This is a genomic window from Bradyrhizobium retamae (assembly GCF_001440415.1).
In the GTDB taxonomy this organism is placed as follows: Bacteria; Pseudomonadota; Alphaproteobacteria; order Rhizobiales; family Xanthobacteraceae; genus Bradyrhizobium; species Bradyrhizobium retamae.
In genome coordinates, this window is the sequence record NZ_LLYA01000203.1 from 190,077 (window position 1) to 215,455 (window position 25,379).

Annotated in this window: 23 protein-coding genes and 3 pseudogenes; 16 read left to right on the plus strand and 10 right to left on the minus strand. The window is 62.1% G+C overall.

Features of this window, described 5'->3' with window-relative positions; genetic code table 11:
* Positions 1-6: 6 nt before the first annotated feature.
* From CQ13_RS35550 to CQ13_RS35575, 6 genes are read left to right on the plus strand one after another with little or no spacing between them, the layout of a single operon-like run.
* Positions 7-834 (plus strand): carbohydrate ABC transporter permease, encoded by an 828-nt coding sequence (locus tag CQ13_RS35550; protein WP_028351095.1) that lies wholly within the window; start codon positions 7-9, stop codon positions 832-834.
* Between the two features lie 9 nt (positions 835-843).
* Positions 844-1,848, plus strand: coding sequence for an alcohol dehydrogenase catalytic domain-containing protein (locus CQ13_RS35555; protein ID WP_057847416.1), 1,005 nt, complete (start codon positions 844-846; stop codon positions 1,846-1,848).
* Positions 1,849-1,853: 5 nt separating this feature from the next.
* Complete coding sequence (locus tag CQ13_RS35560) at positions 1,854-2,927, plus strand: ABC transporter ATP-binding protein (protein ID WP_057847417.1); 1,074 nt, start codon at positions 1,854-1,856, stop codon at positions 2,925-2,927.
* Between the two features lie 41 nt (positions 2,928-2,968).
* Positions 2,969-3,883 (plus strand): sugar kinase, encoded by a 915-nt coding sequence (locus tag CQ13_RS35565; protein WP_156434100.1) that lies wholly within the window; start codon positions 2,969-2,971, stop codon positions 3,881-3,883.
* A complete protein-coding gene (locus CQ13_RS35570) occupies positions 3,880-4,917 on the plus strand; it encodes a tagatose 1,6-diphosphate aldolase (RefSeq protein WP_057847419.1) in 1,038 nt (345 codons plus the stop codon). The genes CQ13_RS35565 and CQ13_RS35570 overlap by 4 nt, the downstream gene beginning before the upstream one ends.
* A gap of 16 nt (positions 4,918-4,933) precedes the next feature.
* Positions 4,934-6,061, plus strand: coding sequence for a mandelate racemase/muconate lactonizing enzyme family protein (locus CQ13_RS35575; protein ID WP_057847420.1), 1,128 nt, complete (start codon positions 4,934-4,936; stop codon positions 6,059-6,061).
* A gap of 40 nt (positions 6,062-6,101) precedes the next feature.
* On the opposite strand, the gene CQ13_RS42030 is transcribed toward CQ13_RS35575, so the two are convergent.
* Together CQ13_RS42030 and CQ13_RS42035 are read right to left on the minus strand one after the other, a co-directional pair.
* On the minus strand, positions 6,102-6,377 hold the full coding sequence (locus CQ13_RS42030; protein WP_347337081.1) for a winged helix-turn-helix transcriptional regulator: 276 nt from the start codon (positions 6,375-6,377) through the stop codon (positions 6,102-6,104).
* Positions 6,378-6,517: 140 nt separating this feature from the next.
* Positions 6,518-7,096, minus strand: a complete 579-nt coding sequence (locus CQ13_RS42035; protein ID WP_156434101.1) for a hypothetical protein — start codon at positions 7,094-7,096, stop codon at positions 6,518-6,520.
* On the opposite strand from CQ13_RS42035, the pseudogene CQ13_RS35585 reads away from it, so the two are divergent.
* Positions 7,094-7,979: pseudogene (locus CQ13_RS35585) on the plus strand (aldehyde dehydrogenase family protein); the annotation flags it as partial. The gene CQ13_RS42035 and the pseudogene CQ13_RS35585 sit on opposite strands and share 3 nt — an antisense overlap.
* 60 nt (positions 7,980-8,039) lie before the next feature.
* On the opposite strand, the pseudogene CQ13_RS35590 reads toward CQ13_RS35585, so the two are convergent.
* The 4 genes and pseudogenes from CQ13_RS35590 to CQ13_RS46135 all read right to left on the minus strand — a co-directional run bounded on the left by CQ13_RS35590 (position 8,040) and on the right by CQ13_RS46135 (position 10,563).
* A pseudogene (locus CQ13_RS35590) lies at positions 8,040-8,773 on the minus strand (SDR family NAD(P)-dependent oxidoreductase).
* A 6-nt stretch (positions 8,774-8,779) separates the two neighbouring features.
* Entirely contained in the window at positions 8,780-9,292 is a 513-nt protein-coding gene (locus CQ13_RS35595; RefSeq protein ID WP_245309544.1) for an aromatic-ring-hydroxylating dioxygenase subunit beta, read from the minus strand.
* 1 nt (position 9,293) lies between these two features.
* Positions 9,294-10,381 (minus strand): annotated as a pseudogene (locus CQ13_RS35600) (aromatic ring-hydroxylating dioxygenase subunit alpha); the annotation flags it as partial.
* A complete protein-coding gene (locus tag CQ13_RS46135; protein WP_057847423.1) occupies positions 10,360-10,563 on the minus strand; it encodes a hypothetical protein in 204 nt (67 codons plus the stop codon). The pseudogene CQ13_RS35600 and the gene CQ13_RS46135, both read right to left, overlap by 22 nt.
* Before the next feature lie 18 nt (positions 10,564-10,581).
* Between CQ13_RS46135 and CQ13_RS42040 the strand changes: the two genes are divergently transcribed.
* The 5 genes from CQ13_RS42040 to CQ13_RS35630 all read left to right on the plus strand — a co-directional run bounded on the left by CQ13_RS42040 (position 10,582) and on the right by CQ13_RS35630 (position 13,948).
* On the plus strand, positions 10,582-10,938 hold the full coding sequence (locus tag CQ13_RS42040; RefSeq protein WP_057847424.1) for an AMP-binding enzyme: 357 nt from the start codon (positions 10,582-10,584) through the stop codon (positions 10,936-10,938).
* Positions 10,939-11,001: 63 nt separating this feature from the next.
* Positions 11,002-11,256 carry a DUF3551 domain-containing protein gene (locus tag CQ13_RS35615; protein ID WP_057847425.1) on the plus strand — a complete coding sequence of 85 codons (255 nt, stop codon included), beginning with the start codon at positions 11,002-11,004 and terminating at the stop codon, positions 11,254-11,256.
* A 97-nt stretch (positions 11,257-11,353) separates the two neighbouring features.
* Positions 11,354-12,994 carry a phosphoglucomutase (alpha-D-glucose-1,6-bisphosphate-dependent) gene (gene pgm / locus CQ13_RS35620; RefSeq protein ID WP_057847426.1) on the plus strand — a complete coding sequence of 547 codons (1,641 nt, stop codon included), beginning with the start codon at positions 11,354-11,356 and terminating at the stop codon, positions 12,992-12,994.
* 223 nt (positions 12,995-13,217) lie between these two features.
* Positions 13,218-13,574, plus strand: coding sequence for a hypothetical protein (locus tag CQ13_RS35625; RefSeq protein ID WP_156434102.1), 357 nt, complete (start codon positions 13,218-13,220; stop codon positions 13,572-13,574).
* A gap of 62 nt (positions 13,575-13,636) precedes the next feature.
* Entirely contained in the window at positions 13,637-13,948 is a 312-nt protein-coding gene (locus tag CQ13_RS35630; RefSeq protein WP_063800222.1) for a helix-turn-helix domain-containing protein, read from the plus strand.
* A gap of 280 nt (positions 13,949-14,228) precedes the next feature.
* Here CQ13_RS35630 and CQ13_RS35635 read toward each other — a convergent pair whose 3' ends face one another.
* On the minus strand, positions 14,229-14,783 hold the full coding sequence (locus CQ13_RS35635; RefSeq protein WP_057847428.1) for a hypothetical protein: 555 nt from the start codon (positions 14,781-14,783) through the stop codon (positions 14,229-14,231).
* Between the two features lie 69 nt (positions 14,784-14,852).
* Here CQ13_RS35635 and CQ13_RS35640 point away from each other — a divergent pair, with 69 nt between their 5' ends.
* Positions 14,853-16,214: a YcaO-like family protein gene (locus tag CQ13_RS35640; protein WP_156434103.1), complete on the plus strand. Its 1,362-nt coding sequence runs from the start codon at positions 14,853-14,855 to the stop codon at positions 16,212-16,214.
* A 39-nt stretch (positions 16,215-16,253) separates the two neighbouring features.
* Complete coding sequence (locus tag CQ13_RS35645; protein ID WP_057847430.1) at positions 16,254-18,362, plus strand: BTAD domain-containing putative transcriptional regulator; 2,109 nt, start codon at positions 16,254-16,256, stop codon at positions 18,360-18,362.
* 4 nt (positions 18,363-18,366) lie between these two features.
* Here the strand turns inward: CQ13_RS35645 and CQ13_RS35650 are convergent, their stop codons facing one another.
* Entirely contained in the window at positions 18,367-18,777 is a 411-nt protein-coding gene (locus CQ13_RS35650; protein ID WP_057847431.1) for a hypothetical protein, read from the minus strand.
* Positions 18,778-18,819: 42 nt separating this feature from the next.
* Entirely contained in the window at positions 18,820-20,562 is a 1,743-nt protein-coding gene (locus CQ13_RS35655) for a peroxidase family protein (RefSeq protein ID WP_057847432.1), read from the minus strand.
* A 406-nt stretch (positions 20,563-20,968) separates the two neighbouring features.
* Between CQ13_RS35655 and CQ13_RS35660 the strand changes: the two genes are divergently transcribed.
* A complete protein-coding gene (locus CQ13_RS35660) occupies positions 20,969-21,844 on the plus strand; it encodes a dihydrodipicolinate synthase family protein (RefSeq protein WP_057847433.1) in 876 nt (291 codons plus the stop codon).
* Positions 21,845-21,966: 122 nt separating this feature from the next.
* Here the strand turns inward: CQ13_RS35660 and ftsH are convergent, their stop codons facing one another.
* A complete protein-coding gene (gene ftsH, locus CQ13_RS35665; protein ID WP_057847434.1) occupies positions 21,967-23,808 on the minus strand; it encodes an ATP-dependent zinc metalloprotease FtsH in 1,842 nt (613 codons plus the stop codon).
* Between the two features lie 331 nt (positions 23,809-24,139).
* Here ftsH and CQ13_RS35675 point away from each other — a divergent pair, with 331 nt between their 5' ends.
* Entirely contained in the window at positions 24,140-25,240 is a 1,101-nt protein-coding gene (locus tag CQ13_RS35675; RefSeq protein ID WP_057847436.1) for a S1C family serine protease, read from the plus strand.
* Positions 25,241-25,379: the final 139 nt, after the last annotated feature.

Below are 25,379 nucleotides of genomic sequence, written 5' to 3' on the forward strand. Positions count from 1 at the left end.
GAAGCCATGACCGACGCACCGATCACCGATGCCTGGATCCGCCGCCTCAACCTGCTTCAGCTCGTGGTCGCCGGCATCATCGTGCTGACGCCGACGCTCTGGATGGTGCTGTCCTCGCTGAAGCCGTCATTCGAGGTGACCGCCTATCCGCCGACCCTGATATTCGCGCCGACGCTCGAGAACTATGCGCAGCTCACAAAAACGACGCCCTTCCTGAGCTACGCGATCAACAGCCTGATCGTCACCATCGGCTCAACCGCCCTCGGCCTGCTGTTCGGAATTCCCGCGGCGTTTGCCGTATCGTGGACGCGCATTTCATGGCCGGCGATACTGACGCTGGCGGCACGTATGGCGCCCGGAACGCTGTTCCTGCTGCCGTGGTACGTGATGTTCCGCCAGGTCGGCATGATCGGTTCCTACACCGCGCTCATCCTGAGCCATGCCGTCATCACGCTTCCGATCGTCATATGGGTGCTGTTACCGTCGTTCGACGGCATCCCGCGCAGCGTCTTTGAAGCAGCGCAAGTCGATGGCTGCAGCGTCACGCGCATTCTCTGGCGGATTGCGCTGCCGCTGGTGGCCTCCGGCGTCGCGGTGGCATCCATCCTGGCCTTCGTGTTTTCCTGGAACTACTTCCTGTTTGCGCTGGTGCTCTCGAACGGCGACAGCAAGACGCTGATTGCAGCCGCATTCAATTTCATCGGTGAGGGATCGACGCAATGGGGCGCGTTGATGGCCGCCGCGACACTGATCGCGCTGCCGCCGCTGATTCTGGCCGCGCTGGTTCAGCGCTGGCTGGTATCCGGACTGACGCTTGGCGCGGTGAAAGGCTAGGGATTTTGGATGAACGTCGTTCCGCTACCGAATTCGATCATGCAGGCCGCCGTGTTCCACGGCGGCGACCGCATCACCATCGAGCGCATCGCAATGCCGGAGGTGGCGATCGGTGAGGTGCTGGTGCGAGTCTCGCGAACCGCGCTGTGCGGCTCCGATCTGAAGCTCTGGCACAAGGGCGCCGAGTTTACCGCCGGCCATGAGATCTTCGGTGTGGTCGAGCAGCCCGGCCATCCGATGCACGGCAAACGTTGCGCCGTCTACATCCCGCTGCATTGCGACCGCTGTGCGGCCTGCCAACGCGGCGATACGCAGATGTGCCTTGAGATATCGAGCCTGATTGGCTGGAACAGGCCGGGCGGTTATGCCGAATACGTGCCGGTGCCGGAAAATTGCCTGCTGCCGGTACCTGACGACATCGAAGACAGCCTGGCGCCGCTTTTGCTCGACGTGATCGGCACGTCAGGTCATGCCGTGCGTTTCGTCTGCCGTATTGTGCCGCCGCAAGAGGAGGGGCCGGTTCTGGTGATGGGCGCCGGGCCTGTTGGGCTCGGCGTGGTACTGGCGCTCCGCAGTCTCGGCTATCGCGACATTCATGTCGCCGATCCCAATGCGGCGCGCCTCAAGATCGCGCAGTCCTTCGGCGCAAGGGCGCACCCGGTCGGTGATACGTCGAGGCGCTTCGCGCTGATCATGGAATGTTCGGGCGCGCACGCGGCCCGTAATCTCGGCATCGAGCTCGTCTTGCCGCGCGGAGCACTGGTGCTGGTCGGTGAGAACGCCGCGCCCTGGACGATCGAGGAAGGCAAGGTATTCCGGCGCAAGGACTTCTACATGATTCGCACGTTCTACTTCCCGATCAGCGATTTCGAGCCCAACCTGGCCTTGCTGCGCCAGTTCAAGGAGGAATATCGCGTCCTGGTCGACGGCGAATTCGGGCTCTCGGCACTGCCGGAGAATTTTGCGCGATTCGCCCAGGGTGAACTGATCAAGCCCGTGCTGGCGCTGGGCTAGCGGTCATGGCCTCGATCTCGATCCGCAATATCGTCAAACGTTACGGCAGCTTTACCGTCATTCCCGATCTCAATCTCGAGATTGCGGACCACGAGTTTGTCGTCTTCGTCGGCCCGTCCGGATGCGGCAAGTCGACCTTGCTGCGGATCATCGCCGGTCTTGAGCCGATCAGCTCCGGCGAGCTCTATATCGGCGACAATCGTGTTAACGGCGTTCCTGCCGCCCAGCGCGATATCGCCATGGTGTTCCAGGACTACGCGCTCTATCCGCACATGCGCGTCTACGAGAACATGTCCTTTGCGCTCGAGCTGCGCGGTACGCCGAAGGCCGAGATCGATGCGCGGGTCAAGCGCGCTGCGGCCTTGCTGCACATCGAGCCCTATCTCGACCGCAAGCCGAAGGAATTGTCTGGCGGCCAGCGGCAACGTGTGGCGATGGGGCGCGCGATCGTGCGCAATCCAAAGGCCTTTCTATTCGACGAGCCGTTATCCAACCTCGACGCCAAACTGCGCGGGCAGGTGCGCGCCGAAATCAAGGCGCTGTCGCAACAGCTCAAGACCACGATGGTCTTTGTCACGCACGACCAGATCGAAGCCATGACCATGGCTGACCGCATCGTGGTGATGCAGAGTGGCACGGTTCAGCAATATGACACGCCGGAAGCGGTCTATGAGCGACCGTCCAACCAGTTCGTCGCGGGCTTCATTGGTTCGCCGGCGATGAATTTCTTTCCGGTCGAACTACGGGGAGAGCAGATCGTCTTTTCGCAGGATGGCACTGACGTGCCGCTCGACGCGAAGAGCCGCGATCTCTTGCGCAAAGCCGGCCATGGCGTATTCGGAATCCGTCCTGAGCATTTTTCGGTGACGGCAGATGCTGCCGGAGCCGTGGCGGTGACGGTGAGGCTGGTCGAGCCGCTTGGCTCGGACACGCTGATTCATTTCGATCTGGCCGGCGCGTCGGCGATCGCGCGGGTCGATCCCTCGCTGCGGCCGAAGGTCGGCGATCGTCTTAACCTGCGTCCGCAGCCCGGCAGGGCGCATCTGTTCGACGGCAGCAATGGCCAGGTGCTGCGGTGAACGAGCGCGCCAATCCCGCGTCGCGGACGAGGTTGGCCGACATGGCCTCCAAAGCAAAGCGCGCGCGCGTGATCTGCCTCGGCCTCTCGGCGCTTGATCAGATCTGGCGCGTCGACCAAAGATTTTCAGGCGAAAGCGAAAAGATCAGGAGTCTCGACTATTCCACACTGGGCGGCGGCATGGCCGCAAACGCTGCGGTCGCCATCGCGCGCCTCGGCGGCTCCGCTGCTTTCTGGGGCCGTGGCGGCGATGACGCCGCCGGGCATGAGATGCGGTCAGCGCTATCAGCCGAAGGCATTGATGTTGCGAATTTCAAATTGTTTCCCGAAGGCCGCTCGTCGGTTTCTGGCGTGATCGTCGACAAGTCCGGTGAACGGCAGATCGTAAATTTTCGAGGGTCGTATCCCGAGCGAGCCGATTGGCTGCCGCTTGATGCCGTTGCGGGCGCTTCCGCCGTGCTTGCCGATCCGCGCTGGCCGGAGGGAGCTGTTGCGCTGTTCGGCAAGGCGCGCGCATTGGGTATTCCGACCGTCCTCGACGGCGATGTCGCCGAAGCCGCCATATTCGAGCGCCTGCTTCCGCTCACCGATCACGCGGTATTCTCCGAACCCGCACTGGCAGCCTTCATGGGGTCGGCCGACGGCGCGTCGCTGGCCAAAATTGCGCGCTTCAATTGCCGCATCGTCGCGGTCACCCGCGGACACGAAGGGGTGAGTTGGTACGAAAATGGCAGCCTGCAAAAGCAGGCCGCATTCCGCGTCAGGGTCGTGGACACGACGGGTGCGGGCGACGTCTTTCACGGTGCCTACGCCTTTGCGGTCGGTATGGGTCTCGCCGTGCGCGATGCGATGAAGTTCGCTGCCGCCACGGCGGCGTTGAAATGTGAGCATTCGGGCGGACGCGCCGGAATTCCCTCGATCGAAAATTGTCTTGCATTCATGAGGATGAACCAATGAGAACAATTGGAAAGAACCGCGGGCTTGCGCGTCTGGCCGATGCGGATGGGAACTTTCGCATGGTCGCGCTCGACCAGCGGCCGCCGCTGTTTGATGCCATCGCCCAGGCCAAAGGCATCACCAGGGACCAGGTCGAGTATGCCGATGTAACTGCGGCCAAGCGGCTTCTGGTGGAGACGCTGGCGCCACACTGCAGCTCGATGCTGTTTGATCCGAATTTTGCGGTGCCTGCGGCCATCGACCTATTGCCGGCTCGCTGCGGCCTCATCATGACGCTCGAGGAGCACCGCGTCGAGGAAACTCCGGGTGGCCGCAAGTCGCGGGCCATCACCGATTGGAGCGTGGAGAAGATCCGCGCGATCGGCGGCGATGCGGTGAAGGTGCTCGCCTGGTACCGGCCAGATGCAGATCCTGCCGTCAACGAACATCAGAAGCGCTTCGTGCGGTCGGTCGGCGAGGACTGCGCCCATCACGACATCCCTTATGTGCTCGAGCTGCTGGTATACCCCTTCCTCGGGAGCGCCAACCACACCGCCGACTATGTGGAATCGCCGGGCAAGCTGCCGAAGCTTGTCATCGACAGCGTGCAGGAGTTTGCGAAGCCCGAATACGGCGTCGATCTGCTGAAGCTCGAAAGTCCGCTTGCGGCCAACAGCCTGCCGCCCCGCGATGGAAGCGCTGCGTCCAAAGCTGCGCAGAAGGAGTTCGAGGCGATCGGCGACATCTGTCGCCAACGCAACATCCCCTGGGTGCTGCTGTCAGGCGGTGCGGCACCGGAAAAATTCGAGCGCGTGCTGGACTTCGCCTACGCCGCCGGCGCCGGTGGCTTTCTGGCCGGCCGCACGATTTGGCTGGATGCCGTGCGCAGCCATTTCCCTGATCGCGCCGCAGTCGCCGCCAGCCTTCGCAAGGACGGGGTCGGCGTGCTCGAACGGCTCAACACGCTGACCAAGGCCAAGGCAAAGGCCTGGACAGCGCGCTTTCCCGCCTTCAGCGAAATCAGGCAGGAAGGTGATTTCGCGCGAGCGTATTGATTTTCCGAGGCCTGACATGACGTCGCAACCATTCACCGTCCGTAGCGTGCAGGCCTTCTGCTATCGTTACCCATTGTCGACGCCGGTTGTTACCTCCTTCGGCAAGATGCTTGACAGGCCGGCAGTATTCGTTCGTGTGGAAGACGCTGACGGCAATGCCGGCTGGGGCGAGATTTGGTCAAACTTTCCATCGGTCGGAGCCGAACATCGAACGCGACTCGTCAACGAGGTGCTGGCGCCCGCGACATGCGGACGCACGGTCGGCGCCCCCCAGGAAATCTTTGAGGCCCTCTCACAGGGCACCGCCGTGCTGGCGCTGCAATCCGGCGAGCCCGGTCCGTTCGCGCAGGCGATAGCCGGAATTGATCTTGCAATTTGGGATCTGTTCGCGCGGCGGCGGAGGCTGCCACTGTGGCGGTTGCTTGGTGGCAACGGCAAGACGATAAGGGTCTATGCCAGCGGAATTAACCCGACCGGTTCGCGGCAAGTGGCGGAAGCGGCCATCAAGCGTGGGCATCGCGCACTGAAACTGAAGATCGGCTTTGAACTGGCGACGGATCGCGCCAATCTGGCGTCGCTACGCGATCTGGTGGGCGACGGCGTGCTCGCAGCGGATGCCAATCAGGGCTGGTCGTTGGCCCGTGCGCTGGAGATTGCGCCGCATCTGCGCGAGTTCGATCTAGCCTGGCTGGAAGAGCCGATCCGTGCCGATCGGCCGTGGCGGGAATGGCAAGAGTTGCGTGAAAATGTCGGCATCCCGCTGGCGGCCGGAGAGAACATCGCGAGCCGCGCGGGGTTTGAGCAAGCGCTCGGTGACAACGTATTGCGCGTCGTGCAGCCCGACATCGCCAAATGGGGTGGCCTGACCATGTGCGCAGGTGTCGCGCGCGACATCCTGGCGTCGGGAAAGACCTTCTGCCCGCACTATCTCGGCGGCGGAATTGGTCTGCTCGCATCGGCGCATCTGCTTGCCGGGATCGGTGGCGATGGTCTGCTGGAAGTCGATTCAAACGACAATGTGCTGCGCGACCGACTTTGCGGACCGCTCATCGACGTGACGAACGGAACCGTGACTCTGGGCGAAGAGCCGGGATCGGGAATCGAGCCCGATCTGAGCCTGATCGAGCAGTACCGGACCGCTTGATCCGACGGGTGCGCTCCGTTGTCACTATCCTCGGAATGACTTACGCCGGTAACTTCGCTGCCCACTTCTTCGCCCAAACACCAAGAGGAACAAGGAGGGCATAAAGTTCATGTCCGGTCGGTGTAGCGCGATAACCCTCGTGCGAATGCTCGACCAAGCCTGCTTCACGCAGTTCTTTCAGACGCGAATTAAGAACGGTAGGCGAGATCGATTCGCAACGTTCTTGCAGTTCCCGGAATGTACAAGGTCCGCCTTTGCTGAGGTTCCACAGAACGCCCAATGTCCAGCGTCGCCCCAACAGGTCCAGGAGCGCCATGACAGGGACGCCTGTCCGCGAGCCTCGGACAGGTCTCCCGGGTTTTGGTGTCTGGCTCATAGGCATTCTCGCTACTAAATAGGTAGCGTCCCCTCTGTCAAGCGTTAGGGATGTCATTACTCCATCGCGAGTACACAGCATCATTGCGCTCGCCGCAGCACTCTGCGCTTCCTTGTGTTGGCGGTCGGCTCCGCGGCGTTCATCTGCCTGGCCTCTACTCCTGCAACCGCCAGGGCTTTCACCAGCGGCACGTAGCGCCCGACGACGTCTGAGCGGTCGAGCGCTGAGGTGAAATAGGTCATGCCGACAGTAACGAGCACGCGGCGGTTGACGATGACGGGGAGCGCGATCGTGTTCGACGAGCGCGGTTCGACCATCGGGTCGCGTTCGGCAAAACCTTGCTTGCGGATCGTGGCCAGCAAAACCAATGCCCGCTTTCGTTCGGTGGCGAGCTTGTCTTCGGCCTCCTGCGAGCGGGCCAGCATGTCGAGCAGCATCGATCGCTCGCTGACCGGACAGAACGCCAGATAGGCGCGCCCCAGCGCCCGCCCGAGCAGGCTGAGTTGCATGTTGAGCGTACCATGAAAGGGAGAGACCGGGCTGTCGGGAATGGTGCTGAAGCGGACCACGACTGAACTCCGGTCGAGGACGGCGATGGCGATCGGCCAGTGATATTGCCGCGTGAAGGCGAGCGCCCACGGGCGCGCAGCCTCCACCACCAGGTCGCCTCCAAAGTCGCGCCGGCGCTCGCAACCGGCTGCACGGTCGTCCTGAAACCCAGCCAGATCGCGCCGCTCAGCGCGATGCTGTTCGCCGAGATCGTCGACGCCGCCAGCGTGCCGGCGGGCGTCTTCAATCTCGTCAACGGCGACGGTCCCACGGTGGGCGAGGCGATCGCCGTCCATCCCGATCAACATGGTGTCGTTCACCGGATCGACGGCGGCCAACGTCAGAGTGGCCAAGCTTGCGGCGGATACGGTCAAGCGCGTCGCGCAGGAACTGGGCGGCAAGTCCGCCAACATCACCGATGCCGATCTGAAGGCGGCTGTGATCCAGGGCGTTCACGCCTGTTACACGAACGCCGGCCAGAACTGCCAATCTCCCACGCGCATGCTGATTCCGCGCGCGCAGCGGGATGCGGCATTCGAGGCTGCGCGCCAGGCGGTCGACAGTATTCGTCTGGGAGACCCGCTCGACCCTGCATCCACGATGGGACCGCTGGTGAGCCAGGCGCAATTTCAGAAAGTTCAGGATCTTATTCAGTCCGGCGTTGATGAGGGGGCGACGCTGGTGGCGGGCGGAACGGGTCGGCCTGCCGAAATCAACCGCGGCTACTATGTTCGTCCGACCGTCTTCGGTGACGTGACGCCGCAGATGAAGATTGCACGTGAGGAGATCTTCGGCCCGGTGCTGTCGATCATGAGTTATGATAGCGAGGAGGAGGCGATCGAAATCGCCAATGACACGCCGTTCGGCTTGGCGGGCTTCGTGCAGTCCAGGGACGTGGACCGCGCCCGCGCCGTCGCCAACCGCATCCGCGCGGAGCGCGTTTACCTCAACGGTGCTCCGTTCGACCGCAGCCTGCCGTTTGGCGGCTACAAGCCCCTGAGGGATCGAGCCTTTCGTTTGACCGTGGCGTCCATGGCTGGCATCTCACCCAAGCTAGATGGAAATCGACCCGATGCTGGCTCCGCCGCAGACGTAAAGCGTCTGCCCGGTGATGAAGTCGGCATCCGGTGAACTGAAGAAACTGACCGCGCGGGCGACATCGGTGGATTTGCCGAGTCGGCCGAGCGGAATCGACTGTGCCAGCTTCTTGGCGCGTTCGGATTCCGGCGACATCACGCTCTCGAACATCTCGGTATCGCCGATCGGGCCCGGCGCGACGACATTGACGGTGCTTCCGAAGGGAGCAAGCTCAAGTGCCCAGGTCCGCGCCATGCCGATGATGCCCGCCTTGGTGGCCGAATAGACGTGCGCGTGGCGGCGCCGAGCGCGGCGCGGGAGGACGAAAGCACGATGCGGCCGAAGCGGGCTTTCTTCATGTTGGGTAGCGCCGCCTGCGCCAGCGCAATCCCGGCGCCGAAATGGAGTTGCGCCAAGGCGCCGACGTCTTCGTCGTCCACCTCTTCCAGAGGCTTAGGCCGAATAGCGCCGGCATTGTGCACGACATGGTTGATCGCAAAACTCGCGGCGATTTCTGTCGCCACCTGGCGCGTTGCCATCGCATCGAGCAGGTCGACCTCGCGCGAGGAGAGTTTTGGATGGCTCCAGTCCGGCTTGCGCCGCGACAGCGAGATCACGTCATATCCCTCGGCGAGCAGGCCGCGCGCGATCGCAGCGCCAATGCCGGTATTACCGCCGCTCACGATCGCCGTGTGGTGGACCACGTTCATCCTCCCTCACATGAAGAGCTGGATGTTGCCGAAGGCAGCATCGCAATTGATCAGGTCGACACGCCTGAGCTTGATCTTCAGCCTGCCGTTCTCGACGCTGAGATGATGCGTGGCCCAGGCCGCATAGAGTGTCTGCTCGTCCATGCGGGTCTCGATGTGATGCATCGGGGTCCAGGTGACATAGTTGTTGGCGGCAGGATTCCGCGAATCCACCTGCGGCGTCTGCAGCACGTGATGGCAGCGGCTTGTCGGCTTCTGGCTGAACGTCCGCGCGCCCTTGAGCCGTTCGACCCGGATCGAGAGCAAGAGCTTGTCCTCATACATCAGCGAGCAGGTCAGCCGCGGATCGGTTTGATCCCATTCCAGCGGCGTCCAGTAGAAAGCGTCGTCGGCGTAGAGATCGAGCCATTCGTCGAAACGCTGCTGATCGATCAGCCGCGCCTCGCGAACCATGAAATCGATCATTTCCTGATCGGTGGGAACCGCATTTTTCAGTTGAGCCTCAGCGACCATGCTCATGTTACATCCCCATCGTCATGAACTTGGTCCACGCACGGTACTGGTGACGCATCGGCCACTCGCTGGTGCCGTTGACTGCTACGTTGGTCTGCCCGGCTTCGTCGGGGCTGTAGAGACGCTGGAGGTTTACCCATTCATTGCCGTTCGAGTGCAGGCCCTCCTGCGCGCGTTCATACATTTCGAGATCATCATGGCCGACGATCGAGGTCGGCCGGTTGTACATCAGCGTGCGCTCGAGCAGCATGTCGGGCGCATCGACGAGTTGGAACGTCCAGGATTCGACCAGCGTCTTGTTAGCCGCGATCGGCTTGAAGTGCCGCAATAACTGGATCGGCCCCTTGATCATGATGTTGGGGAAATAGACCGTGTTGTGCCGGTTCTCGCCGAGGATCGCCTTGGCGCGTTCTTCGCCATAGGCCGCTTTCATCTTGTCGAAATAGCCGGGCACTGCCGAATAGTCGGAATGGATCGAGTGGTGCACGCCGGTGTGGCCGTGGCCGTTGTCCCAGATCCGGATGCCCATGTTCTCGAAGAATTCGTAGGGGCTCATGAAGGGAGCGATGATCTCGACCGCCATCGGCTTCTTGGTGACGGGCGGCGCTTTCTTCCAGACCTCGACCACCGTCCCGGCGGAGGACTCATGCGCGACCATCGGATGGCAAGTGTCGGTCTGGTTTTCCACGCGCATCTTCCAATTGCAATTGTGCATATAGCGCAGCACGCCGCCGGCGACCTTGAGCTGGCCGGCCGGCGAGCGGTCGATCATGTTATCGAAGCTCGATAGGCTTTCGCCGAAGAACTCCTCGAAATCTAGGCCGCCGTCATTGATCTTGGCGAACACGAAGCCGCGGTAGTTGCGGACATGGCGGACCGGAGCCATGCCGCTCGCCGCATGGCTCTGTTCGAAGCCGGTGTTCTCGTAGCCCTTCTTCAAGGGGATAGCGAGCAGCGAGCCGTCGGTCCCGAAACTCCAGGCATGATAGGGGCAGCGGAAGAATTTTCCGGCATTGCCGCAGGTCTCGGATGTGATGCGCGTGCCCTTATGCGGCAGCGGTTGTGCAGCACCTTTACCGTCCCGTCAGTGTGGCGGACCGATCACCGTTGTCTGGCAGATGCCGCAAATCGCCACGCTTGCAGTCATGCATTGGGTCTTCGCTGGCCTCGATCAGCACGTCGAGGATGGTCTTGTTGGCGGGAATCTCATAGACACGTCCGCTACTCTTGAGTTCGACCTCGAAGGCGACCGGGTCGTACGCGATGCGGACGGCCACTATCGCTTCATCGACCGAATGAAAGGTTCGATCCGCCGGCGCGGCGAGAATGTTTCGTCCTGGGAGGTGGAGCAGGTGCTGCTCAAGCATCAGGCAATCGCTGCCTGCGCGATCTATCCGCTGCCGTCCGAACTCGGCGAGGACGAGGTTGCGGCGGCCGTCCAGCTTGAACCTGGCCAGGCGCTTGATCCTGTCGAGATCATCAGCCACTGCGAGGGCAAGATGGCCTATTTCGCGATTCCGCGTTTTGTCCGCATCGTCACCGAGATGCAGTTGACCGAGAACGGCAAAATACGCAAGGTCGCGCTGCGCGAGGCTGGGAAGACTCCGGACACCTGGGACCGCGATGCCGTCGGATACAAGTTGCGCCCTTAAGGTCAGGCGCGGGCTTGGTCCGTCGCGGCGTTCTTCAGATCGGTTGTCCCGAAGGAACTCCCAATGCGCGTATTGGCTTGCACGATTCTGACGCTCGGAGCGGTCTTGTCGCCCGCGCTCGCATGCGCCCAGACCTATGATCCAAACTACCCGGTTTGCCTGCAGATCTATGCCATCGGCGGCGGCCATATCGACTGCAGCTTTGCTTCGCTGGGGCAGTGCGCCGCGTCCGCGTCGGGCCGCGCGGCCCAATGTTTGAACAATCCGTACTTTGCGCAAGGCGTCAGGAAACCGCCCCGGCAGCGCGGCGTTTACTAAAGGTGGCATCGGATTGCGTTGCAGACTTGACGCCCGATTTTGCCCAAGCCAACGCTTGCACCTATAATCCGGCGAAACCGCCATTCCGTGAGGTCATGTGACTGCCCCCAATCCCGCTGCCGGCAAACCGCTCGATTCCGCCTCACTCGTCAACGTACCGCGGTTGATAACGGCCTATTTTGCATCGAAACCGGATCCGTCCGATCCCACCCAACGCGTTGCGTTCGGCACCTCAGGCCATCGCGGGACATCGTTGAAGAACTCGTTCAATGAAAATCATATCCTGGCAACGACACAGGCGATCTGCGACTATCGCCGCGAGACCGGACTGACTGGTCCGCTATTCATCGGCATCGATACCCATGCGCTGGCCGAGCCGGCGCTGGCGAGCGCGGTAGAGGTGTTTGCCGCCAACGGGGTCGACATCATGATTGACGACGGCGGCGGCTATACGCCGACGCCCGTCATCTCGCATGCAATCCTGACTTACAACAAGGGGCGAACGAGTGGACTTGCCGATGGCGTTGTCATCACGCCCTCGCACAATCCGCCAGACGATGGCGGGTACAAATATAACCCGCCGCATGGCGGCCCGGCCGATACCGACGTAACGGCCAAGGTTGAGAAGGCTGCCAATACCTACATCGAAGCCGACATGAAGGGCGTTGCGCGGATGCCGTATGAGCGCGCCCGCAAGGCACCATCGACGCATCTGCACGACTATATCCGTCCCTATGTCGCCGATCTCGGTAATGCCGTGGATATGGCGCTGATCAAATCATCCGGCGTGAGAATCGGAATCGATCCGCTGGGCGGCGCCGCCGTTCACTACTGGCAGCCGCTGATCGAGCATTACGGGATCAACGCAACTGTCGTAAACGACGCCGTCGACCCGACGTTTCGTTTTATGACGGCGGACTGGGATGGAAAGATCCGGATGGATTGTTCCTCTCCGTTCGCGATGGCAGGTCTGATCCAGATGCGCGACAGATTTGACGTTGCCTTCGCCAACGATACCGACGCCGATCGGCACGGCATCGTGACCCGCACCGGCGGGCTGATGAATCCGAACCATTTTCTCGCGACGGCGATCGCGTACCTGTTCGCGCATCGGCCGCAATGGAGCAGCAAGGCCGCGATCGGCAAGACCATCGTCTCCAGTTCGATCATCGACCGTGTCGCGAAAAAGCTGAACCGAAAGCTGGTCGAAACCCCGGTCGGTTTCAAATGGTTCGTCGAAGGCCTTGGCACGGGCGGCTTCGGATTCGCGGGCGAGGAAAGCGCCGGCGCATCGTTCCTCAAGCGCGATGGCTCGGTCTGGACGACCGACAAGGACGGCATGGTGATGGGGCTGCTCGCCGCCGAAATGCTCGGTCGCACCGGCCGCGATCCGAGCCAGCAGTTTGCGGCCCTGACCGCCGAACTCGGCGTGTCCTTCTATGAGCGGATCGACGTGCCGGCGACGCCCAAACAGAAGAGCGCGCTAAAGGCACTCGGGCCGGAGCAGCTCAACATGCACCAGCTTGCCGGTGAACCGGTCAGCGCGATTCGGACCCGGGCGCCGGGTAACGATCAATCGTTCGGTGGCATCAAGGTGGAGTCCGAGGTGGGATGGTTCGCCGCGCGGCCATCTGGCACCGAAGATGTCTACAAGATCTATGCCGAGAGTTTTCGGGACCAGAAACACCTGAAGACGATTCAGCAGGATGCAAAGCGGGCCATCGCAAAGGCTTTCTGACTGCGGCGCCGTGAGGCGGCTGGGACATATCCCGTACCGCCGCCGAACGGCGGCAGAATATTGCATATTGCGGCCCAAGGCTGCACTAGTTCGGCGCAGCCTGGAACCTGGCAACTGAATTTCAGGTCACCGTTGCGCTTGCGATCACGCTGAAATCACGAGAGCCCGCGCAATGTTAAGCTCGGGAGTTAGCTGCCAGAAAGCCGTACCGAACGGGCGGCCTATGAGCTATCGCGAGGTACCGGGGGATGAAATGAGTGCGGAATCGGTTGTCCACTATCTGAATCGCGTGCCGGAGAGCGATCCGAATGACCAAACCGAATGGCTTGTAACGGCGTTGGGACAGTATACCGGCGCGGAATTGCGCGAGCTGCTCTATGTAGCGGAGGAGCCTGGCTTCTTTGAATTAATGCGCGGGCTGTTTGCGCTGTCGGATGAAAGCCGTGCCGCCCTGCAGCATTTCCTCGAAACCGGTCACCCGTCGGCCATGAAGGCGGCGATCGACCCGAAGGGCCGGTTGACAATCGAGCACGTCACCGAGGAGAAGCGGATAAAATTGCTTCCCAGGATCGCAAATTAGCGCCTGCGTCTTCCTGAGGTTGTGCTAAGGTCCCCCAGCTTTGTTAGCTGGGGAGCCTGCCGATGGCGACGAGGAAGTCTGGCCCGCTCGACGCGATGGTGGGCGCCAGGATTCGCATGTTTCGCGTCGACCGCGGCATCAGCCAAACCATGCTTGCGGAACGCATTGGCGTGACTTTTCAACAGGTGCAGAAATACGAGCGGGGCGCCGACCGGGTTGGCGCCAGCCGATTGGCGCAAATCGCTTCGGTGCTCGGCGTTTCGGTCGGTGAGTTGTTCGAATCTTCCCGGCCCGGATCTTCCGGCTTGAATTCACCGGTTCATTTGCTCGCAGAGCCGGGCGCCTTGCGCGTTCTCAAGGCCTTGCACGAATGATCAGCCTGCGCGTGCGACGTTGCGTCGCCAAGCTGGTTGAAGAGCATCGGCGATCGAACGGCGGGCGAAGGCCACGGTTGCGCGGCTGAGTACTGTCGATCGCGGTGATCGGCGGAGGTTTCCCTCGCGGCGATAGTCTTCCGTAAAAGGCGTGCGGCAACCTGGTGCCGCCCCGTTTCTGCCGCTAGAGCGTTTTTCCAGCGAAAGCCTGCCCTGGACTTGATCCGGGGTGGATACCTGTTCGCGTTAAGAAAATGTGTCATCTAGTCCGATCTCGGCTTCAGCCGGTAGCGCGAATCGCAAACCGCTCCGGCGGCCTGCTGCCGGGAATGAATTCGCCGATCCAGTCACGGCGCGTTGCTTCGATATGCCAGGACATCGCCTCAGCCGAATAGGGGGCCGGATCGGGAATGTCCTTGCGGATCTCCTTGCCGTCGAGCCAGCCGCAGCTATGCGAATAGCGCGTCTTGCAGACGAGATGGACATCGCCGTGATCCTGCAGCAGCACGTATCCGTCGGCGGGAAAAAACGTGCCGGCAAGCTCGATCGCAGCAGGCAACTGGCGCACCAGCAGGAATGTGCTGCTGGCTTGCGTCTCCGATTCGGAAACCAGCACGCCGACCAGGCTGTGGATTGGCGCGATCGCCTGCGGTGCAACCAATGCGAGAGGCTCCGTGATCGGGCCGGCTGTCGCAATCGAAAGATACTCACCCTCCGGCCCCCAACGGCAGGCGATCAGCCACTCACGGCTGCGGCTACGAATCAAGGTCGGCTTGGCGTAATCTGATCGAGCAATATCTGCTGCCATGGCTATGACGAAGGCTTTCGCGAGCATAAGTTTCCTCCAGGGCGAGGGCGGACTGACCTCGCGTCCGGAGTCTGCACGTCAAGTCGTGAGGTCACCGTGAGCGGTACCGATAATTCGATGCAGGAATTGTTCGCGCGCGCTGCATCGTTGCTTCTTGGCAACGATGTGGACGCGGCCGGCGATCACGACGCCAGACTCATCCTTCAGGCGCTGGAATACGCCGAGGAATCCAGCAACGGGATTGATTCGCAGCTCGCCAATCGCGCTCATTTGCTGATCGCTGCTTCCCGATTCGCGCGCGTGTTCGAACTGGGCTCGCCCGATGCGCCCGGCCTGATCAGCTTTGGCGCGCAATTCGATCCAGCGCTTGCCGATCCCTTGCATGAGGAAAGCCCGGTAGTCGGAGTTTCCGGCGTCGGTCTCACGTTGCGGGACGCATTTCAGGGCTGCATCGGCGAGGGCATCGAGTACCTCTCTCAATTGCAGACCGGAACCGACCTGTTGCTCAAACCCGGCGTCGGCGATTGGGCCGGAAAACTCGGTCCGAAGGCGCTGGAGTTGGTCGCGGCCCTTTCGGAACGTCGCATGCAACCGGAGCGAGCGCTTTCCTGGTGTCGCGCAACGCGACTGACCGACGGCGGCGAGGTGTTGCTCCCGGCGGACATCTGCCTGCGTCGGCCGCCAGCGCAACGCGAGTTCGCGCCGCCGTTCCCGCTGAGCATCGGATCGGCCGCCGGTCCGTCACGTTACGCCGCAGCGCTCCATGGCCTCTTGGAGTTGATCGAGCGCGATGCAGCTAGCCTGTGGTGGCGAGGCGGTCAGTTGCCGCGATCGATTCCGCCGCAGCATGAAGCGGGTATCGCGGCGGAAGGTTTGTTGCGGCAACTCCGGCATGGCGCAGCGGCGCCGCGCCGGACATGGCTGCTCGACATTACGACGGATATCGGCGTGCCCTGCGTCGCGGCGGTCTCCTGCCGGGCGGACGGTTCTGGCTTTGCCTTCGGCCTCGCCGCGCGGCCAGCGCTCGAGACCGCGGTCCGCTCCGCGATTCTGGAAATGTGCCAGCTTGAACTGGCCGACGCCGTCGTCGCCACCAAACGCAGCGAGCGCGGCGATGACGCGCTCAACGCACAGGATCGCATCCACCTGCAGCGCGCGGCGATCGATGCCGGTCAGTGCAGACTGCTGCAGCCCGTCGCGGAGTACGCGGCCCATCTGCTCATTCACGCAACTGAAGCGAGTGTCATATTTGGATTGATCGTACAGCGTTTGGAACGAATGGGAATCGAGACGTTCTGCCTCGATCTCACGCGCCAGCGCTTCGCCGTTCCGGTGGTCCGCGTGATTGCCCCGGGCCTGCAACTCGAGCCGTCCGAGATCGTCACGGCCAGGCTGCAGGATGCGATGGCGCGAACCGGCGGCGGCGCAACCTATACCGGGGGTGTTTCTTTGATATAGACTGGCGGGAATTAACCAACCGGTTCCGGAAACCGTTGCATGCCGGTCAGCGCAAACGCCATGACAGCAGACAAGGCCACGGTGGCGCCCGAAAGCGCCCCGCGCCTGTCGGTATCGCTGGTTGGGCGGCTCGGCGTGCGGTTCAACGGCCGGCCTATCGAACTGCGAACCCGCAAGGCCGGCGCGGTTCTGAGTTATCTGGCGTTGTTGGAGTCGAAGCAGGAGAGCCGCGAGCGGCTGGTCGGCCTGCTCTGGAGTCGTTCGGACGAGGAAAAGGCGCGCGCCTCGCTGCGCCAGGTCGTGCGCGAACTGCGGTCGATGCTCGAGGAGGCCGGATATGACGGCTTCGTCGCGGAACGGCTGATGATCGGCCTCGACGTCGGACGAATCGAAGTCGACATCGAAAGCGTTATCCAACTCGCTGAAGGTGGACGCGTTCACCCGCTGCTGCTTAATACGCCGCAGCTTGACGGGCGGTTGCTCGAAGGAATGGACGATCTCGACCCGTCATTCCGGGTTTGGGTGCTGGCCAAGCGGCAGACCATCCACGAACGGCTGATGCGAAATCTCGACGAAGGCTTGACCTCCGCAAGCGTTCCCGCCGACGCCAAAAAGAGGATCGCCGCTGCGATCGTCAATCTCGATCCGACCCATGAATATGCCTGCCGCTATCTGATGCGGGCGCATGCGGAGGAAGGCGATGTCGCCGGCGCGTTGCGCATCTACAAGGCTCTGTGGGATCTTTTGGATCGCGACTACGCCATGGAGCCGTCGTCGGCGACCGAAGAGCTCGTCGCGAACATCAAGCTCGGCATTCTGGAGCGCGCGCCCGCCGATCGGGCCGCATCGGCAGCGAATGACGAATTCGCCGTCAGGATGGTCAGGGGGGCCGCTCTCCAGCCGGTGGACCCGATGTCGCCACCGGCCAATGCGCCTACCAAGACGCGCCTGGTGTTGCGGCCCTTTGCGATGCACGGTGTCGATGAGGATCACAGCCATCTGGTGCAAGGGTTCTCCCAGCATCTCGCGGCCTGTCTTGTGCGCTTCCGGGAATGGAGCGTCGTCGATCGTCCTCCGGCGGCCCTCGTGCTTCCGGCGGGTACGGCTCCGCAATACTGCATCGAGACCACCGCCTATCAGGCGGGTGCCGAAATCAACATCGTGATGGTGCTCCGGGACGATACCAGCGGGATTTACGTCTGGAGCGAAAGCTTCCGGCTCGGCCTCGGCAACTGGTTCGAAACACAGCAGCGTATCATCCGCCGGATCGCCACCTCGCTGAACGTGCAGCTCTCGGCCGAACGGTTGATGCGGTTGGCTGGCGAGCCCGACGTGTCGCTCGATCTGCATGACCGCTGGCTGCGCGGACAGAACCTCATTTCGAAGTTCGATCCCGAAAGCTGGCGGCGGGCAGTCGCCATCTTCCGCGATGCGATCCGCGACAATCCGGGCTTCTCGCCCTGCTACAGCAGCCTCGTGCAGATGAACAACATCGAGCATCTGGTGCATCCCGGGATATTTCGCGATCTCGAGAAGGCCAAGGCCACCCTTGAACTGGCGAAGACCGCCGTTCAACTGGACCCGGTCGATTCCAGGGCGCATCTGTGCTGCGGCTGGTCCTATGTGATGGCGCTTCGGGAAGCCGAAGCTGCGCCGCACATGGCGCTTGCCTGCGAGCTCAATGACAACGACCCGTGGACGTTGCTGTCGAGCGCTCACTATGAGGTCTTTTGCGGATCTATCGAGCAGGCCCGGCTCAGGGCCGATCAAGCGCTGACGCTCTCACCTGCGCCTTCCTATCTTGAATGGGCTTACCACAGCACTGTGCGCTTCTTCTGCGGCGACTATGAGGGAACTATCGAAGCGTGTGATCGCGCGCAAGGCATCAATAAGGTCCTGCCGGCATGGCGGGCCGCCGCACTATTTCAGCTCGGGGAACGCGCGCTGGCGCAGCAGGAAGTTCAGCGCTTTGTGAACGGCCTGCGTTCATTTTGGGTCGGATCTTCTCCTCCGACTGATGAAGCGGCGGCGCGCTGGGTCATGCAAGCACATCCCATCACCGTGAAGGAGCGATGGGAAGCCCTGCGCCAAAGTTTGCGTGGCGGAGGGCTTCCTGTCGACGGCATCGTTCACCTAGCGCGGAGCTAGATCATCAAGCGCAGTAGCTGATGGTGTAGTCGCCGATCCGCTCGGCGTGGACCTTGAACTTTTCAGCTTCCGGAATCATCGGATCCATCCCGTTGAACAGACGCTTGTAGAACGGCGGAAGCGGATAGGTCGCGCCCGGCTTGCTGAGCTTCTCTTCGGAATCCGCGATCGCCACGGCGGGCGGCAAGCGCACCACGATCGTGTCTAGCTCCTGCTCGACGAACTTTACCTTCTTGAACCGATCCGGCACCGTCATGAACACCTGCGCCCTGGCGAGTTGTTCCTTGAATTCCTCGACGGTGGTCGGTATCGGATATTCGTTGTCGTCATCAAGATAGTTCTTGCCCGTCGACCAGGTCTTTACGAGGTTGCCCCAGCGCTCATGGTTGGTCACTTGCATTCTTTCGAGGGCCATAGCTTCTACTCCTCCGGGTTGCGCGAGACGGAACAATTCCGCTCACAGAAATGCGGGCACGGCCTGCCGCAGCTCGGCAATTTCGGTGGTCAACTCCACCAACTGCGCCATGTTTGATATCTCTGGAATGTCCTGAAGCACGTTTGTCAGGTAAAATTCGCGGGCAACGAGATCCAGTTGATCGGCGAGCGAACCGCCGCAGGCCGATTGCGGGTCGCTTGAGAGCGCCCCGAATATCACTTCCGATACGATGATCGAACCGAGCAGTCCGAGTTGCAGGCCCTTCGTCTGTTGCATTGCCTCGAACAGGATGAAGAACGGCAGCGGCGGATCGTTTGAAAGGGTTTCGATGTCGTCATCAGTCAGGGCGCCGTATGCCCGCCCGGCGGACAGCCATTCGCGAAGCTCATTGACGCGGTAGTCGCGATCCTCCAGCAGGCGCGACATCGCGATGAAATTCGGTCCGCGATTCCCAACCGCTGCAATCAGGGAGTCAACAGACCACATGCCCGCCAGCCCGGCGCCGAGCAGGTCCCGATAGAGCAGGCCGACCCGCTCCGTCTCGTCGAACGCCGGAAAGATCTGGTCATTGCCGAGCCCATCGCTGAGATGGGGTCCGATGCGGCGGCTGAAATTCGGCGTCGAACCGTTGATCTCGAAAAAGCGCGACCATTGCACCATCCACGTCTCGTCGAGCGGCATGTTGGCCGGGTCATTTACCGAGCTCTTTTCGAGCGTGTTGTTGAGGTCGTGGAGGGAGAGGTCGTTGATCTGGTACTCGGGTCGCACCATGGCGTGGCCGAAACGGAATGCGCCATGCGAGAACTCCAGCGGTATTTCCCAATTGCCGATCGCGGCTTTCCTTGCGAGATCGGTGCGGTCGATGAACTGCGGGGCCGGACCGCAGTAGCTCGCGTAGATCGCCGGATGAATCACCCGTCGCATCAGGTCGTTGCGGATGATGTTGTGATAGATCGCCGTCAATGCGCCGCGGGCGCACAGGAAGCGCTTGTAGGCGGCGCCGAACTGGCCGTTTGGCCCCGCATTGCCTTCGCGGCGGCGAATGATATCGACGAGCCCATTGTGCAGCAGCGCAAACAGCGCGGTGAGCTGGGACATCACGGCGTGATCGTCATTGCGTGGATCGGCAACCAGCGCTTCGGTGAGGGCAACGCGGACACCCGCAATGCTGCGATCGATGCCCGTCACGTTCTCGGCGGGGGTGCGTGCAATATCGCGAAATGGGCAGCCGCTCGCCGACTGCTTTTCCTTCCAGCGCATTCGCCCGAGCCGCAGCTTGGTGCGCCGGTCGTCGCTCGGTGCGTCCAGCGCATAGATGTGCGGCGATCCGACCGGGCCGCTGCCATACAGCGTCTCCAGCCGAAGCGGCGTGCGGCGGGCGTTTGTGGTGCCTCGGCCAAGCCCGCCCGCCACCGAAAGCGGAATCGCCGAGTGAACCAGATCATGCGCAATGAACTGCAGCAGATAGGTATAGCCCGAGGGGATGGAGGGATTTTCCCAATGTTCCAACGATCGAACCTGATGTGACGGCCATTTTATGGCGGCATCCATTCGCCGTGACAGGCGATGCATCAATCCGCGAAGCTTTGCATGGTGTGACGGCGACTCAAGCGGATCGATACCGAAGGCGCGGAAGCGCTGCGACGGAGCGGGCGTGCCGAAGAAATGACGAAAGCCGGGAGTCGTTGCCGACGAAATAGAGTCGCGCGTATCGAGTTCTGAAGCTCGGAACGAGGAGGCGTCGGCGACCTTCTGCGCAACCATCAGAACTGCTCTCGCTTGATCAATGCGGCGAGATTGGAAAGAAAGTCGTGAAATAATCGTGAGCTAAATCGTTAGAACCTGTGGACATCTGTGGACATCTTTTGGTCATTCTGCGGGCCGCTCACGCCTGTTTCACGATGGGTGACGCCGCGGCATGACCATCACGTAGTAGCGGCTGGCATAGAAGCGCGTGTGAAGCTGATTGACGCAGCATCCTTGGCGCGCCATTTCGGCCAATGCTCGCGGTGATGACTGTGGTATCAGGAGCGGTGTGCGCTGCCGCGATCGATTCAGCATCAAAGCACGCAAGTGAAGGCAAACCCGGCGTGATGTTTGCGAAACGTTGCCTTGGACCGGCATTCCGGATAGCCATGGCATATACTTCCCGCTTGAGGCGCTTCCTTCCATGGCTGACTTCCACGGCGTCTTTCCCTATCTCGTGTCACCGATCGATGCTTCCGGCGAAATTCGTACCGAGGTGCTGCGCCGATTGTGCGACGACCTTATCAAGGCAGGCGTGCATGGGCTGACGCCGCTAGGATCGACTGGTGAGTTCGCCTATCTCAACCAGGCGCAGCGTGTCAGCGTCGTGCAGGCCGCGATCGAAGCCGCGAACGGCCGCCTGCCGGTGATCGCCGGCGTCGCCTCGACATCGACGGCGGATGCGGTGGCGCAGGCGAAGGCGTATCAAAAGCTCGGCGCCGACGGAATTCTTGCGATCATGGAGGCTTACTTCCCGGTCGCCGACGCGCAGGTCGAATCCTATTTCCGGGCCATTGCCGACGCGGTCGACATTCCCGTCGTGATCTACACCAATCCGCAATTCCAGCGCTCCGATCTCACGCTCGACGTGATCGCGCGGCTCGCGACCCATCCGCGCATCGGCTACATCAAGGACGCCTCCACCAATACCGGCCGGCTGCTGTCGATCATGAATCGCTGTGGGAAGGCGATCCGCGTGTTCTCCGCATCCGCCCATATCCCGGCGGCGGTGATGCTGATCGGTGGGGTGGGCTGGATGGCCGGTCCTGCCTGCATCATCCCGCGGCAGAGCGTCGAGCTCTACAATCTCTGCAAGGCGGCGCGCTGGGATGAGGCGATGGCGCTGCAGCGCAAGCTGTGGCGCATCAACGAGGCTTTTGCGCGGTTCAACCTCGCCGCCTGCATCAAGGCCGGACTCGACATCCAGGGTTACGCGGTCGGCGATCCAATCCCGCCGCAAGCGGCGCTGACGGCCGAGCAGCGCAAGGTGGTCGAGGCGGCGCTGCGCGACCTCGGATAAGCGCAGCCCGCGATATCTTGTAGGGTGGGCAAAGGCGCGTAGCGCCGTACCCACCGTCACGCTCACCGTCAGGATTGGTGGGCACGCTTCGCTTTGCCCACCCTTGCAATTTCCGGCGTAGCTTAGATCGCCCGCAGCGCCTCCTTCGGCGTTTCGCGCATCAGCGCTTCGAGGTCGCTCTGCTCCAGGGTTTCCTTCTCCAGCAATTTCTTCGCCGCGCGATCCAGGATCGCGCGGCGCGCCTTCAGGATGCCCTGCGCGCGGTCGAACACCCGATCGACGATCGCGCGAACCTCCTCGTCGACTGCCGCAGCGGTTTCGTCGGCATAATCGCGCTCGCGCATGGGGAAGGGCCGATCGGCGCCGGCCAGGAAATTGCCGGGATCGCGCTCGTAGGCGACGCCGCCGAGTTTTTCGGACATGCCGTAGCGCGTCACCATGCTGCGCGCGATGTCGGTGACGCGGCGAAGATCGTCGGCGGCGCCGGTGGACAGGTGGCTGAACACGATCAACTCCGCCGCCCGGCCGCCGAGCAGCACCGCCATCTTGTTCTCCAGTTCCTCCTTGGTCATCAGGAAGCGATCCTCGATCGGGCGCTGGATGGTATAGCCGAGCGCGCCGACGCCGCGCGGGATGATCGATACCTTGTGCACGGGATCGACACCCGGCAGCGACAGCGCGATCAAGGCGTGCCCCATCTCGTGATAGGCAACGATCTCGCGCTCCTTCGGATTAAGCAACCGGTTTCGCTTCTCCAGCCCGGCGACCATGCGCTCGACCGCGTTGTTGAAATCGGTCATTGCGACGGCAGTGGCGCCGCGCCGTGTCGCCAGCAGCGCGGCTTCGTTGACCAGATTGGCAAGGTCGGCGCCGGTGAAACCGGGCGTCAGTGCAGCGACCGCCTCGGCATCAACGCTGGAGTCGAGCTGCACCTTCTTCATATGAACTTTAAGAATTTCAGTGCGGCCCTTCTTGTCGGGGCGGTCGACCAGCACCTGGCGGTCGAAGCGACCGGCGCGCAGAAGCGCCGGATCGAGGATTTCCGGCCGGTTGGTGGCGGCGAGGATAACGAGACCGGAGCGCGAGTCAAAGCCGTCGAGTTCGACCAGAAGCTGATTGAGCGTTTGCTCCTTCTCGTCGTGGCCGCCCGCAAACGGCCCGATGCCGCGGGCGCGGCCGAGCGCATCGAGTTCGTCGATGAAGATGATGGCAGGCGCTTTCTGATGTGCCTGCTGAAACAGGTCGCGCACCCGCGCCGCGCCGACGCCGACGAACATCTCGACGAATTCCGAACCTGAAATCGAGAAGAACGGCACCTTGGCCTCGCCGGCCACCGCCTTGGCCAGCAGCGTCTTGCCGGTGCCGGGCGGACCGACCAGCAGCACGCCCTTGGGCATGCGCCCTCCGAGCCGTCCGTAGTCGGTCCGATTTTTCAGGAAGTCGACGACCTCGCGCAGTTCGTCCTTGGCTTCGTCGACACCGGCGACATCGGAAAAATTCACGCCGGTATTGGACTCGACATAGATCTTGGCCTTGCTCTTGCCGATCGCCATCAGCCCGCCGCCAAGGCCGCCGCCTTCTGCAGCGCGTCTGGCGATGTACCACCACAGGCCAAAGAACAGCAGCACCGGCATGACCCAAGACAGCAGGTCACGCAGGAAAGTGCTCTCGATCTGGCCGGTGAATTTTACGTTGTATTTCTCGAGCTCCTGCGCGGTCTCCTGATCGACGCGCGTGGTGACGAACTGCTTTTGTCCGCCGGACAGCGGCTCCTTCAAGGTGCCCTGCACGGTGCGGTCGGAGATGCCGACGGTCGCGACCTTTCCCTGCTTCAGCAATTGCTGATATTCGCTGTAGGGAATGATGGCGATCTGGCTCGCCGTGGAAACGAAATATTGGATGATCAAGACAGCAAAGATCGCGGCGATCGCATATCCGATATTGAAGCGCGTCTTGTTGTTCATCTCGCAACTCCGGACGCCTTGTCGCAGGAAGCCGCATCGGGACCTTGCCTGATGGCCATGCCAAGCGCCCGATCAGGACCCGGCGGCGCAATGACGGACAGCGGCTCCAGAACAATTATAATGGCAGGATTTGGTTTCAAGCGCAGGCCGCGCTGCTTGCGCGACAAACCGTCATGCATAAATCACGTCAACCGGTCGATTCTTGCCGTATGATTAAGTCTCTGAAAGTTCAGAAACTTTAGTCCGGCAAGGACGTTTGGTGGGTGATGATGCCCGGCCTGGCCTGCTTACCTTCCGCATCGCGCTTTGCGCGATATCAAGTGAGTGATCGATGAATCGTCGCTTCGCGCTGTCATTAGCCGCCATCGCAGCCGTACTGGTGGCGCTTACCCTCTCCAATATCCGCTACAGCCCGTGGACCAATACAGTCGCCCGCAGCGTCGACCAGCGGGGCCCACTGTCTGACGCCGAGCGCGCAAACATCGAGCTTTTCGAGCGGGTCTCGCCGTCTGTCGTGCAGGTCGCGGCACGATCCGCGATGGCCAATCCCTTCGCCGAAGACGAAAGCCCGGCAACCTCGGGCCCGGCAGCCTCCGGCACCGGCTTTGTCTGGGACAGTAGCGGTCATGTGGTCACCAACAATCACGTCGTGCAGAATGGCCGCGAGGTGGCCGTTCGCTTCGCCTCAGGCGAGGTGGCCCAAGCTTCAATCGTCGGCGTTGCACCGAACTACGACCTGGCGGTGCTGCGGATCAGGAATCCGCGCCAGTTGCCGCCGCCGGTGGCGCTTGGCAGTTCTAACGACCTCAAGGTAGGCCAAATTGCATTTGCGATCGGCAACCCATTCGGACTAGATCAATCGCTGACGAGCGGAATCATCAGCGCGCTCAAGCGGCGGCTGCCGACCAGCAGCGGTCGCGAGATCGCCAACGTGATCCAGACCGACACCGCGATCAATCCCGGCAATTCCGGTGGCCCCCTTTTGGACTCGGCGGGACGATTGATCGGCGTCAACACGGCCATCATCTCGCCCTCCGGCTCCAGCGCCGGCATCGGCTTCGCCATTCCGGCCGATATCGTCAATCGTATCGTGCCCGAACTCATCAAGAATGGTCGGGTGCCGACCCCGGGAATCGGGATCGTAGCCGCCGGCGAAGCCGTTGCGACGCGCATGGGCGTCGAAGGGGTGATCGTCGTGCGTACCGCGCCCGGAAGTCCGGCCGAACGGGCTGGCATCCGCGGCGTCGATTTCAACTCGGGCGCGCTCGGCGACGTGATCGTTCAAGCCGATGGTAAGCCGGTTCACCGGCTCTCCGACCTGACCGACCAGATCGAGCAGGTCGGTGCAGGCAAGAGCGTCCGCATCACACTGAAACGCGGTTCGGAAACGCGCGATGTCAACGTCGATATCGTGGATATCAGCCGCGGCTAATAGTCCCCCTCTGAAGGCAGAATCTTACCCCCGCTGCGGTGCTCGCGCCGCCGCAGCGCTGGCTCTCTAGTTGCAGCGGGCTGAATAGTTGTCTCGCGGCGAAAAGCCGCTAAAACCCCGCTCAATCCGAACAAGCTAA